This window comes from Algibacter amylolyticus, assembly GCF_014202225.1.
GTDB lineage: Bacteria > Bacteroidota > Bacteroidia > Flavobacteriales > Flavobacteriaceae > Algibacter_B > Algibacter_B amylolyticus.
Map to the genome: position 1 here is coordinate 294,997 of NZ_JACHGE010000003.1, position 13,590 is coordinate 308,586.

The following is a 13,590-nucleotide window of genomic DNA, read 5'->3' on the forward strand; positions in this document are numbered from 1 at the left end:
AGTAGCACCGTTACTCCATGCGTAAGTATAAGGTGCAGTTCCTCCAGTTGCAGCAGCAGTAGCCTCACCATCAGCAGCACCATTACATGAAATTTGTGAACCATTATAACTAGATGTAACTGCGGAACTTGCTACTAATACAGTTGGCTCTACAATAGTAACCGAAGTATCAGAAGTACATCCATTAGCATCAGTAACTGTTACATTATAAGTTCCAGCGGTAACACCTGTAATTGTAGCGGTAGTAGCACCGTTACTCCATGTGTAAGTATGAGGAGTAGTTCCTCCAGTTGCAGTAACTGTTGCACTACCATTAGGAACAGCATTACAAGTTACATTAGTTTGCGATGCTATAGATGCAGATAAAGCAGTTATTTTAACTGAAACATTTGAACTATTAGGACAAGCTCCCGTAGTAGTATATGAAACTGTATATGTATTTGGTATTGAAGCTGAAAGATCAATTTCACCTGTAGTAACATTAATAGATAGTCCTGCGGTAGAAGAGAATGTTCCGCCAGCTACTCCTGTAATAGTAGGTGTAGGATCAGTGCCATCAGCACAGTATACAGCAGCAGCATAACTAAATGAAGCATCGTCTAAAGCATTAATAGTTACAGAAACACTTGAACTATTAGGACAAGCTCCCGTAGTAGTATATGTAACTGAGTATGTTCCAGGTGTGGAGGGCGAAAGATCAATTACACCAGTAGTAGCATTAATAGATAGTCCTGAGGTAGAAGAGAATGTTCCACCTGCTAAACCCGTAATGGTAGGTATAGGATTTGTATCACTAGAACAATATGTAGCAGCGCCATAACTAAATGAAGCGTCGTCCAAAGCGTTTATAGTAATACTAACTTGAGACGTATTTGGACAGGTTCCTGTTGTTGTATATGTAACGTTATAGGTATTAGGTACTGAAGCCGAAAGATCAATTTCACCTGTTGAGCCATTAATAGACAATCCAGCTGTAGAGTCAAATGTTCCACCCGCTAGTCCCGTAATAGTAGGTGTAGGATCAGCGCCATCTGCACAATATGTAGCAGCACTATAACTAAATGAAGCATCGTCCAAAGCGTTTATAGTAATACTAACTTGAGACGTATTTGGACAGGTTCCTGTTGTTGTATAATTAACGTTATAGGTATTAGGTACTGAAGTTGAAAGATCAATTTCACCTGTTGAGCCATTAATAGACAATCCAGCTGTAGAGTCAAATGTTCCACCCGCTAGTCCCGTAATAGTAGGTGTAGGGTCAGAACTATCTGCACAATAAGTTGCAGCAGCGTAACTAAAAGAAGCGTCATCTGAAGCATTTATTGTGATAGAAGCCGTTTCTGTTCCATTACATAAACCATTAGTGGTATAAGAGACCGTATAGGTGTTAGGTGTTGAAGCTGAAACATCAATTTTACCCGTAGTAGGATTTATAGATAAGCCTCCTCCTGATGAAGAAAAAGTTCCGCCAGAAACCCCTGTTACAGTAGGTGTTGGATCTAATCCGTCAACACAATAAGCAGAGGCGCTATAACTAAAAGAAGCATCTTCTCTAGGAGTAGTATTTATGGTTACGGTTCCGCATGTACCAGGTGTAACACATCCACCTTCTCCTCGAACATAATATGTTGTACTTGGAGGTGTTGGTGTTACAATAACGCTTGACCCTGTGGTTATAGCAACTAAAGTGCCTCCACATGACCCCGTATAAACACGCCATTCTGTTGCATCATTTTTGTTTCCAGAAATACTTAATAAAGCACTATTTCCATCACAAATAATTGGTGGTGCAGATGTAACTGTAGGTATGTCTGGTGCAGTACAAGGGGGAATAATAGTAAATCTAGTTGGAGGTAAGCCAAAAGCAACGTCATTATTAAATTCCCAATTAGATGAATTCATGATATCCGCTAAAATAGTTGCTTTAACACCCGTATGATTGGCTGTAGGTTTATAGCGTGCATTATCGACTTCTGTTTGAGAACCACCAAAAGGAAACAAACCAACAGCGTCTGCACCATTTGTTAAAGTACTAGGCAATAAAGTGTTTGATGTGCTCGTACTTGTTTGCCAAGCATTTCCTGAAGTTCCAGGCACACCAGAATTAGCACTAATTCCTGCAATAAAATTAGCAACCGAAGGCGATCCTTGTGAACCTTGGTGAATAAATAAATTATCGCCTGAAGTTCCTAGCATATTAATAGGGATGTTTGCTCCAACAGATACTATAGAGCCCAAAACACTGCCTCCCGAAAATGTTAAAACGTTTGAAGATGTATTATAAGACACTTCCTCTCCAGCAGGAATTAGAGAGTTTGCCGTAAATTTTAATTCAGACTCGGCCATTAATAAACTATTTCCATTCCAAGCTTCATCAGTAATATAAAATTCTGTACCAGCTTGTAAAGGAACTAAGACCACAAAAGAAAAAGATTCATCATCCATTTGTATTCTGGTGAAAGCTATATCTCCTTTTGTTAACGTCGTTTGAGAAAACAAAGGCGCGTTTGTTATTAGTAATGCTAAAAATAACAAGGTTATTTTCAAATATTTTAGCGTGTAATTATTTTTCATGTTTAAATGTTTTTTTTATTGGTTAGCTTCTAGAAGGGAATATACCTTTAGTACAGATTATATAATTAATACCTAAATAAGGATTTCTAATATTAAAAGGTTGCTGACTTCCTCTATTGAAAATATTAACACTTCCTTGAACATTACCTGTTCCATTTGATAGGTTAGTATCAGGAGTATCACTACTATATAGCCTATTAGCCCCTCCAATGTTAGGTATTGCAAGACTATTATTTGTGGGGTCATCAGAGTTTGCTTCTTCTGCTACTGCTGGCATTGTTGAAATACCAGATGTTTGCGTAAAGGTACCTGCGTGGTTATGAATTGGCATATTTAAAATGGTTAAAATAGCATCTTCACTGCCACTTTGACTTCCTTCTCTTATGTTAGATAGTCCAGGGCCAGCGCCAGCACCAACAGCTGTTCTACTACGTAAATCTGTTAAAGCAAATGTGGTTCTACCACCACCACCATAGGTTGTTCCTATAATAGAGAATAAAGCGGTGTTTGATGCTATTGAAAGTAACTGTCCCTGACAAAAAGCCCAGTTTCTGGGAACAAAACTACCTGCAAACATTTTTACTTCTCCTATAAAGCCTTCTTGTGCTTTACTTTTCATAGAAGTCAATAAGCAAAACATGAGTAATCCCATGATTTTAATTTTTAATTTCATAATTTTCATTTGGTTTTAAGGTTAGGTTTTATACTCCAAACTTAAATAAACGAATCGAAATAAAATAGAAAGAACTTAATATCTTACAATAATTTACGCTTTTTGTCTGTAAAAAATGCATTTTGTCGGATATTTATGATTTGAAATGCTAAAATGTAGAAAATAGAATAAAAAGACCTACGATTAGAAATTTAATCCCTGCGCTTTTTCAACATTATATTAAATTGAGTATTAATCTTTAAATTTGGATATAATAAAAATGTAGAAGATTAAATTTTATATCAAAAAACTTCTACTATTATAATTTCTAAAATACGTTATTGCAGGAAAAATATTTAAGGTTGTGGCTTACTTATAACCTCTATCTTTAACTAATGGACATTAATTAATATTACTTAGTAAAACTTCCAGTACTTGGTAACTCAAAAATCTCCAAATGGAAATAGGGAAGTGCGGCAATAAGATGATCGAAAATATCCGACATAATATATTCGTAATTTTCCCAACGTTTATCGCTACTAAAAGCATAAATTTCTAACGGAATACCTTGTGTTGTAGGTGCTAATTGACGCGCCATAATCATCATGTCCTTGTTAATGGCTGAATGATTTTTTAAGTAGGCATCTATATATTTTCTAAAAAGCCCAAGGTTGGTAAGGTTTCTTCCGTTTAATAAAAGTGTTTTATCAATATTATGACTGTCGTTATAATCTGAAATATCCTTCTGTCTAGTTTCAATATAAGATGAAATAAGCTGAATACCTTTTAATGCTTCAACCTCATTATCTGTTAAGTATTTTACACCATCTTGCTTGATATAGAGTGCTCTTTTAATACGTCGGCCTTCAGAGCTTGTCATACCTCGCCAATTCTTAAAGGAATCGGAAATTAAAGCATAAGTTGGAATCGTAGTAATGGTTTTGTCGAAATTTTGAACTTTTACGGTTGCCAAAGTAATTTCGGTTACATCGCCGTCGGCTCCATATTTCTCGAAAGTTATCCAATCGCCAATACGCACCATATCGTTAATAGACACTTGTATACTAGCTACAAAGCCCATTATAGTATCTTTAAAAACCAATATGATAACTGCCGAAATAGCTCCAAGTCCCGTAACAAATGATAAAAACGGAATGCCTGTAATTATGGCTATGGCCGACATAAAACCGCCCAACCAAGCAAAAATCATGAACACCTGAATATAGCTAGCTATAGGTTTATCTTTTAAACTCGGTAAGGTTTTAAAGAAATCTTTTAAGGTGTGTAGAATGCTTCTAACAATCCAAAGGGTTAAAATGATACCAAATACTTGTAGGCCTTTTTCAAAAGTAGTTTCGAACGCCGGAAAATCATAAAATACAATAGGAAAAAACTTTAAAGCAATAAGTAAAGGAATAATATGTGCTACATTTCTAGGTACTTTATTTTTAACTAAAAGATCGTCGAAATTAGATTTTGAAACCGTAGCGAACTTTACAAAGGCCTGCACTAAAAGCTTTCGGGTAATATAATCGACAACAAACACCACAATTAACAAGGCTATTAATAGACCTAGCATGTTTAGGTATTTGGCAGTGGTTTCGGAAAAATCTGCTGATATTAAATAGTCATATAACCAATGTTTGTAACTAATCATTAACAACTGGTTTTAAATATTTTTTTTCGATATAAAATGTACCAAAAGGAATTACAGAAGCTATAAGTACAATAAATAAGGTTTTAGTATTCCATTTCATATCTTTCATTAATAAAAAGGCCAAAACAACATACAGCATAAATAATACGCCATGTGGCATACCTAATAGCTTAACGTATTCTGGATTGCCTGAAATATATTTAATAGGAGTAGCTATAAATAACAATAAAAGATAGGATACACCTTCTAGTAAAGCTACAATTCTGAAAATATTTAAAAATGAAAACATAGTATAAATTTATAGTGTAAAAATAGATAGAAAAAGTATAGTTTTTGCCCTAAAAACCGTTAATATTCAAGACTTTTTTAGCGTATTAAAAACTAAAATACATTAAAAATAATAAGACCGTAAATAGCAAAACGCACAAACCTTAAAGCCCCATACATCATCACATTTCTAAAAGGGAACTCTATAATTCCGGCGGCTAAACAAGCAATAGAAAAGGGTAGTGGCAATACGGCTCCAACCATAATTAAAAATCCACCCCATTTTTTGGAGTTTTTTAATTGCTTTTCCAATTTAGTTTCTAGGTAATTATGTACCGATGGCATTTTTGTTATGGAGCGTCCCATCCAATACGATACTAAACCACCACTGTATGAAAAAATAGCGAGTAGCGATAAATATAACCACGGACTGTACATTTTACCTGCCCAAGCAATAAAAATTTCTGGTGGTACAAGACCTAAAAGCGTTTCTGAAACAAAAAAGAAACTTAATACACCGTAAGCCGGAAGAATTTCGGTAAGACGTACTAAAGCTTCGTTAATATCAAAAAAATGATTTAACGCATATATAGCAATCACAATAACCACAATATATGGAAACGATTTTTTTACTGCATCCCAAACAAACGTGTAAAACCCTGTATATTTATAATACTGGTGCAGCAACTGTAGTCGCGATTTTTGAGTTTTATCTTTTGGTTCCGGTTTCATGCTTACTATAAATAAAGGGACTGCAAATATAATACTAGATTTAGTATTAAAATGTATAAATATTTGACTTTAGAAGAAATTTAACATGATTTTAGGGTTATTTAATTCAAGCTGAGATTTATAGCGCTAAATTTCATGTAAAAAACGCTAAAAATTCATAAAGCATATTTTTATGTGGGTAATAATTTTGACTATTATGACCAATAATGACCAATGGTTTTTGTGTAAATTATCCTATATTGCAGTAATCAATTTATAAAAGCGTGCAAGAATTTTTCATCAATTTAAAGCGTTTAGGCAAAAAGAAAATCTATACCGAAACCATACAATTAGACTTTAAAATCAATGATTTAAAGGATTTACTTGTGGCTTGTGTATCTAGTAAAATAAAAGACTATAATTCTAAACGAGAAAACAATCAACTTCTTTCTTTTTTAACACCTTCACAAATTCAAGAGCAATCGGAAACTGGTAAAATAGGTTTTGGTGATATTGCTAATTATAACTTAGCCGATGAACAGGCAAGTATTGAAACAGCAATTCAAGCTTATAAAGATGGTATGTTTCTAGTGTTTATAAATGATGAAGAAATAACCGATTTAAACGAGAATATTTCCCTTACTCCAGATACTAATATTACCTTTTTAAGAATGACTTTCTTAACAGGAACGTATTGGTAAAAATCAAAATTTAGTATGATTAAATTAGAGGATGCCCAAAAATTTATAGAAAGTAAAAAACCTTCAAAATTAAGTAAGACTGATTTTATTGGTTTTAATAAAAAATACAATGTTTTAGGATTGCTAATTACGCAACTTTCTAGCAAAACGGAGCAAAGTTACTATTCCAATAACCTAAATATAAAGCCTTATCTAGAGTATTTTGGTAAGGATTTAGCCTTTAACCCTTGGACCAGTAAAGAAGGATTAAAACTAGCAAAATTACTTTTTGGGAATCATCAAGCAGTTTATATAGCTAGTGTTTGGGATTTAATATTAAAATCGCCTTACCAAACTGGCTATACAAGACGTTCATTTCGTAGTAAATCATCCGAGGACTATATTGTAAATAGAATCCGTTATTTGCAAAATTTATACAAATCAGGAACGGTAGGGTTTTCCGGATTAACAATTTTAGAACTCGCGCAATATGATGTGTACGACGAGTATTATTATAAAAACCACGCTTATATATTTGCTGCAGCTTTAAATGATAGCACGCAGTCTCAAGCGCTTTATAGTTTAATACAGGATATTTTTATAAGTGAAGACGAGATAGGTGGTGTTACACGAAGTTTAGTTAAAGGTTTGTTACTTACTGAAAATCCTGAAAACTGGAAATTAGTCGAAAATTTATTATTAGCAGCCCAACGTCAAGAAGGGTTGCGTCAAACCATATTAGAATCCCTAGACGAAACATCTCTAGGAGCCTTAAATCATTTTATAAAAGTGATTTTAGAGCATAATTTAATGCGTTTTAGTAGTGTTGTTAGGGCTGCAGATTCCTGGTTTGGCTTTGGGTGGGAAGCTCCAAAAACAGCAACCATAAAAAGAGTTTTAGAGTTAAGTCTCTCCTTTTTTGAAAACCCATCGTTAACCAAAAACGCCTTAACAAGTAAAGATAACTTAGAGGTTTATGTGGCTTTATGGTTTTTAGGGTTAACGGATGTTGATTCTGCAAATCTAGCAGCTATAGACTTAATAAATAACGGCAGTAAAGAGAAGAAAATATTAGCCTGTATGTTTATTTCGCAAACAGGACGCACCAATCATAAAGTTTTAGATTGGATGAACTCGAATTTTGGTAACGATTTAGAAGTCGACTTTTGGGTCTTAAATGCAATGCCAGTAAAGCCGAAGCTTAGCGATACATTATTTAATACCATAAAAGCGTATGGAGAAAGTCTGCCACCTAAAGGAAAATCTATATCAGGGCAAGTATTTTCATGGACCGCATATACCATTAAACCCAATTACTTTTTTGAGTTTTTAGTAAATTATTCTAATGCAGATCAACAAATAATTTTAGCTAAAAACTTAAGTGCTATAACTTCCGATGAACGTAGTAATTTCATTAGAAAACTATTTCCAAATCATTATACATGGTCTTATTACAGAGCAAATAAAAAGAAGCATCCTAAGGTTGACCTAAAAAAATCACCATGGAAAAGAGATGTTATTCATCAAGCTATTAAGGATAGAAATACGGCTGTAATGGCTACAGGAATTACCTTGTTTGAATCTATAGATTTAAATAATGATGATGTTTTAGTACTTGAAGATTTGTTACAAAGAAAGCACAAAGATTTACGAGAAAACATCATTAAACTGATACTAAAGCAAAAGGAAAATAGGGTGGAAGCTATTACTTCAAACCTTATAGAATCATCGAAAGTAGATCAGCGATTAGCAGCTCTAGAAATCATGACTGTACTACATGAAAGTAATCGTTTAGTCCCTTTTGTGGATACTCAAATTAACCTGTATTCAGAGCGTCCAAAATTATCGAAAAACGAACAGGTTTATATTGATAAATTTTCAAAAACCACACAGACTTACAGTTTCGAAAATGGTTTTGGAGCCATTGATTATAATAATTTATCACCTTTAATAACTCCTCAAATTATTTTTGGTAAGGATAACAAATCGCTGTTATCAAATATCATTTCAAAGCTAACACCTAAAACTAATTTCCTTTTTAGTAATTTAATTGATAACGAAAAAACAGTACGCGCCATAAATGCGCTTATTGCTTTATTTGAAAAGCACCAAAATCACGAATACGAAGCGCATTATAAAAACGGACATAAAGAAATTGTTTTATTAGCTAGAAGTATTGCTTATAATAACAAAAACGCACACGATTTAGACAAGGCTAAAGATAAATTACAATACCTTCCTTTGGCAGAGATTTGGCTAAACTGGTATGAAAACTCTAAATTAAACGATTTCGAAATGTTGGCTGCTATTTATTATTGCGACAACTTTCCTTATATCTATAAAAGTGAAAACTACCTCAATTTTACGAAACAATATCTACCTGATTTTAAGGGGTTACGATTGGTAAAAACGCAAAGATGGGATTCCATTAACAAAAAGGTAGCACATTTGCTTCAATTTCTATTTAACGGTTACGCCGATTTTCCAACCGTACTACAATTTAAAATTGATGTTTTAGAAGATGCTATGGCAAGACTTCCGCAAGATTTAAGATTAAAAACTTCTAAAGATCGTTGGAACCAAAAGGTCACAGATTGGACTGATATGATAGAATATCAAATTATGGATTTAAGTGCATTGGCTACAGATTTACATGAAATTTCCAATAATACTGCGTTACTAAAACGCTATTGGGATTTAAAAATGTACCTATTTGCTGCTAAATTAACCTTTCCAGATACTCCAAAACATATTAGCGAGATCGCTAAAACAGATATTAACCCAATGCAACCAAGTTCCCCTCCAGGGTGGATTACAGTAGCATTGTACAAGGCTAATAAAATTAATGATGACGATTTTAAATATCAATTATTAATAAATACAGATTTACTAAATTTATTAGAAGGCAATACGCATTACAGAAATAAAGAAATTAATATAGACACGATTCCTTCTGGTATTGCGCATAATTTGAAGAAGAACTTGTTATCGGTTGAATTAGAAAGAGGCGATTTAGCTACCGAAGCTACGCCATATATGGGTCAAATTGGCAATATTAAGGGTATTGATTATTTATTTGAATTATTAACCCGTTTAGGTAAGGATACTTTTCACAGAGGCTATTCGTGGTACCGATTCGATTCTAAAAAAGAAGTATTTAGTAGTTTAATTAAACGATGTGTACCTAAAGATACTGAAGATTTTCAAGAGTTTGAAACCAAGGCTAACACCTCCAAAATCACAAAAAAGCGATGGATTGAAACAGCTATTTATGCGCCACAATGGGCGAGTTGGATTGGTGAATTTTTGGGTATTGAAAAACTAGAAGATGCCGTTTGGTGGTTTCATGCGCATGCATCAGACTATATGAATGCTGAAAAGGAAACCATTATCTCTAGATATTCCAATGTTGATCGTGCAGATTTTGCTAAAGGCGTAATAGATTTAGACTGGTTTAATGAAGTGTATCCTAATCTAGGAAAACAAAATTGGAAAGTATTACACGATGCGGCCAAGTATATTTCAGATGGTAACGGACATCGTCTTGTAAAACTGTATTCGTCTGTAATTCTTGGAGACATTAAAATTAGAGAAGCATTAGCTAAAATAAACGATAAACGAGATAAAGATTATGTAAAAGCCTTTGGTTTAATTCCTTTAAGTAAAGCCAACCGAAAAAAAGATCTTTTAAATAGATACAACTTGCTGCAGGAATTTTTAAGAGAAAGCAAACAATTTGGATCACAACGACAAGAAAGCGAAAAAAAAGCCGTAGAAATCGCGCTAGATAATTTGGCTAGAAATGCTGGATACGATGATAGTATCCGTTTTTCATGGGCCATGGAAGGGGAGGCCACCCAACAAATTATGGAGCACGCTACTGTGGAAATCGATAATGTTATTGTAGAGTTATTTATAAACGAGCAAGGTAAAGCCGATGTTAAAGTTACTAAAGATGGTAAAGCACAAAAATCTATTCCCGCTAAATATAGAAAGGATAAAAATATTAAGGTTTTACAAAAAAATAAAGCCTTTTTAAGAAAGCAATATTCCAGAACGCGTATTTCTTTAGAAAATGCCATGTTACGGGAAGAGGTGTTTAGCAAGGAAGAACTACAAAACATTTTGATTCATCCGGTTGTAAAAGCCATGTTAACTAAATTGTTACTGTTCAATAAAACACAAAATATATTTGGGTTTTATACAGATGGCGCGTTAATAGATAACGATAGAAGGAGTCTACCAATAAAGCAAAAAGATGAAATAATTATTGCACATCCATCACATTTATACCAAGGTGTCGTTTGGGATTTATACCAAAAATATGCTTTTGATACAGCGTTGGTGCAGCCTTTTAAACAGATATTTAGAGAATTATATGTTATTACCAAAGATGAAATTGAAAGCAAAATAAAATCCGATCGTTACCAAGGACACCAAATTCAGCCACAAAAAACAGTAGCTTTATTAAGATCAAGAGGTTGGACGGTAAATCACGAAGAAGGTTTACAGAAAGTGTATCATAAAAAAGGATTTATAGCCTCAATTTATGCAATGGCAGATTGGTTTTCTCCAGCCGATATAGAAGCGCCAACATTAGAGCATGTGGCTTTTCATTCTAGAAACAACTATAAACCAGTGCCTTTAACGGATATTGATGCTGTTACGTTTAGTGAAGTTATGCGCGATTTAGACTTGGTAGTAAGTGTTGCACATGTAGGAGGTGTAGACCCAGAAGCTAGTCATTCAACCATGCAAATGCGCGGTGCTTTGGCACGAGAAACAGCCAGATTATTTAAGGCTAGCAATGTTACGGTTAAAGAAAGACATATATTAATAAAAGGCACACTAGCAGATTATAGTATTCATTTAGGTAGCGGTATGGTTAGTAAAACCGGATTGCAATTATCTATAATTCCTGTTCATAGTCAACATCGTGGTCGTTTGTTTTTACCATTTATAGATGATGACCCTAAAACTGCTGAAATTATTTCTAAAATGAAATTACTATCGGAAGACAATAAAATTAAAGACCCAACAATTCTGGCGCAAATACAAAGGTAATAGGTGTTTTAATTTTTATGGTTTTGAAATGGGCTATAGAGAGCTCTAAATTTTCTATTTTACATAATATAAATTATAGTACAAATGTTATCATTGGTATTTTATGAGAGGAGTCCATTTGATAGCTATAATGTAGTATTATGTAAAATATCCCAGAAGCATTCGTTTTCATAAGAATAATTGGAACTTGGGTCATTAAACTAATAAGCGGTTTGCTTCGCAGCGTTTATAAAACATTTGTATCTATAATTAGCCGTTATGTAAAATAGCCGCTACCAAGCGCTCGATTGTTTTATAAAATCAAATTGCTCTGGCAATTTATTTTACACACAATTATCCAACGCTTGCCAACGCCAAAATAAAAGCTAACCTTTTTGCTCTTATTAAAAATCGCGTATTCGATAAAATGTACGTTATAAAAAATTTTAGATGATTCTCTTGGATTGCCACAAGAGCATAAATTTTAAGAAAAATAAAATTCTATGCACTTGTTATAATTAGAACTTCAATTAATCTTTCTTTTCATTTTTTCATTATCTTTTGTCTTGAAACAAAAGAAACAAAAATTCAAGGCTGCATATAATTTTGGAAACAATTAACGGTTCATTCGCTATTTTTTAGGAAACATTGTAACTCGTTAAGATTGTTTTGAAATCCCTTTTATAATAGAAATTATTAAGAAACTGTATTGCTAAACCCCTAAAATATGCACGCTCATTTCTCCTATTGTTTTAACCAAAATTTTATGAGGCCAAGGTAAACATCGAGATTCTATTTTACATAATTATAACAAATCTTCAATTGTAATATTATTTCCAATACTAATGAGACAATTTCTATTTGAGACTAACATAGCTGCTCCTAAAATATCATTTTCATAATTATCAATATGTTCTGTGTATTTCTCTTTCATCATCAGAACAATATCATTTGTACAATGTTTTTCAAAAAACAGCTTAATTCCATAATTTGCACAATCAATATATGGTTCCATATTGAAACCCCAAACTTTAAATTTATCGGAATAACCTATATAGTTTAAGGCTCCATTATTTACTAATTCATCACCTAAAAGCTTACCTGTATGACAAGAACAAGTATAAAAGAAAGAATCAGCAAATTCATCAAAATTAACATCTGTGGATATATATGGAGTATTATTTCTTAATAATTCATTTTCACTTCCGTGTGAATATGCAAGAGCGATAAATTTACCTAAAGCACCAGTTATTATCGGTATAGATATTTCATTTAACCTTTGGCTATTAATATAGGTTATATTTATTGTGCTATTAGCTAAATAGTCTACTAAATTTTGATAACAAAGGTCAAAAAAAAGTCCTAATGAATCATCTTCATTGTCAAATAATCCAATAACATCAACCATTATAGTTTTTCTTTTTTTCGTAACAATAAATCGATAGTTAATGCATTTAATTTTGATGAAAATTCTTTGCCAATTGGTGTTTGCAGTCTAATTTCTTTTAAAATATCGTTTAAAGAGAAACTATCTCCATCAGCATTTAAATAAATAGTTTTGTCTTTATCTACTTCATTTTGAATAATCCAATCCTCTATTGTATTATCTAAACTATTTTTTAAGTGATTATAAGCCTTATCAACAATTAACATTGACTCATCTAAAGTTGAAGTTTTACTCAAAAAACCAAAAGCATGATTATTAATAAAATCACTAAATTCTTCTGTCGTTTCATTAATGCCACTCCATAATATAACAGGTATTAAAGCTGATGTATTATATATTTCTTCTAAAAGAATATGACCGTTTTTTTTATCTTTTTCAGAAAATTCGATGTCGAGTAAAACGATTAAATTCACATCTAGATTGTCTTTAATAAATTGTAAACCCTCATTTGGATTCGAATAAAAATTAACATTTTTATATTTATCTTCAAGCGTAAATAATAAAGAGTGTTCTCTAATTTCTTCATTATCATCTATTATAACAAAAGTCACATTCATAT

General features: G+C 32.8%; 8 protein-coding genes and 1 pseudogene. 2 read left to right on the forward strand and 7 right to left on the reverse strand.

The features are described from left to right. From HNQ90_RS08980 to HNQ90_RS09000, 5 genes and pseudogenes are all read right to left on the reverse strand, one after another. Nucleotides 1-2,574 (reverse strand): annotated as a pseudogene (locus HNQ90_RS08980) (hypothetical protein); the annotation flags it as partial. Between the two features lie 22 nt (nt 2,575-2,596). Continuing rightward, nucleotides 2,597-3,247 (reverse strand): phage tail protein, encoded by a 651-nt coding sequence (locus HNQ90_RS08985; protein WP_241678401.1) that lies wholly within the window; start codon nt 3,245-3,247, stop codon nt 2,597-2,599. Nucleotides 3,248-3,638: 391 nt separating this feature from the next. Next, the gene (locus HNQ90_RS08990) at nt 3,639-4,883 is read right to left on the reverse strand and encodes a mechanosensitive ion channel family protein (RefSeq protein ID WP_144117928.1); all 1,245 of its coding nucleotides are present in this window, start codon (nt 4,881-4,883) and stop codon (nt 3,639-3,641) included. After that, nucleotides 4,876-5,172 carry a DUF3817 domain-containing protein gene (locus HNQ90_RS08995; protein WP_144117929.1) on the reverse strand — a complete coding sequence of 99 codons (297 nt, stop codon included), beginning with the start codon at nt 5,170-5,172 and terminating at the stop codon, nt 4,876-4,878. Before HNQ90_RS08995 ends, HNQ90_RS08990 begins: the two co-directional genes overlap by 8 nt. A gap of 92 nt (nt 5,173-5,264) precedes the next feature. After that, nucleotides 5,265-5,882 (reverse strand): YqaA family protein, encoded by a 618-nt coding sequence (locus HNQ90_RS09000; RefSeq protein ID WP_144117930.1) that lies wholly within the window; start codon nt 5,880-5,882, stop codon nt 5,265-5,267. A 263-nt stretch (nt 5,883-6,145) separates the two neighbouring features. On the opposite strand from HNQ90_RS09000, the gene HNQ90_RS09005 reads away from it, so the two are divergent. Continuing rightward, nucleotides 6,146-6,562, forward strand: coding sequence for a hypothetical protein (locus HNQ90_RS09005; protein ID WP_144117931.1), 417 nt, complete (start codon nt 6,146-6,148; stop codon nt 6,560-6,562). 15 nt (nt 6,563-6,577) lie between these two features. Then, nucleotides 6,578-11,605, forward strand: a complete 5,028-nt coding sequence (locus HNQ90_RS09010; protein WP_144117932.1) for a DUF4132 domain-containing protein — start codon at nt 6,578-6,580, stop codon at nt 11,603-11,605. A gap of 784 nt (nt 11,606-12,389) precedes the next feature. On the opposite strand, the gene HNQ90_RS09015 is transcribed toward HNQ90_RS09010, so the two are convergent. Together HNQ90_RS09015 and HNQ90_RS09020 are read right to left on the reverse strand one after the other, a co-directional pair. Next, entirely contained in the window at nt 12,390-12,992 is a 603-nt protein-coding gene (locus HNQ90_RS09015; protein WP_144117933.1) for a hypothetical protein, read from the reverse strand. After that, the gene (locus tag HNQ90_RS09020; protein ID WP_144117934.1) at nt 12,992-13,588 is read right to left on the reverse strand and encodes a response regulator; all 597 of its coding nucleotides are present in this window, start codon (nt 13,586-13,588) and stop codon (nt 12,992-12,994) included. Before HNQ90_RS09020 ends, HNQ90_RS09015 begins: the two co-directional genes overlap by 1 nt. Between the last annotated feature and the right edge of the window lie 2 nt (nt 13,589-13,590).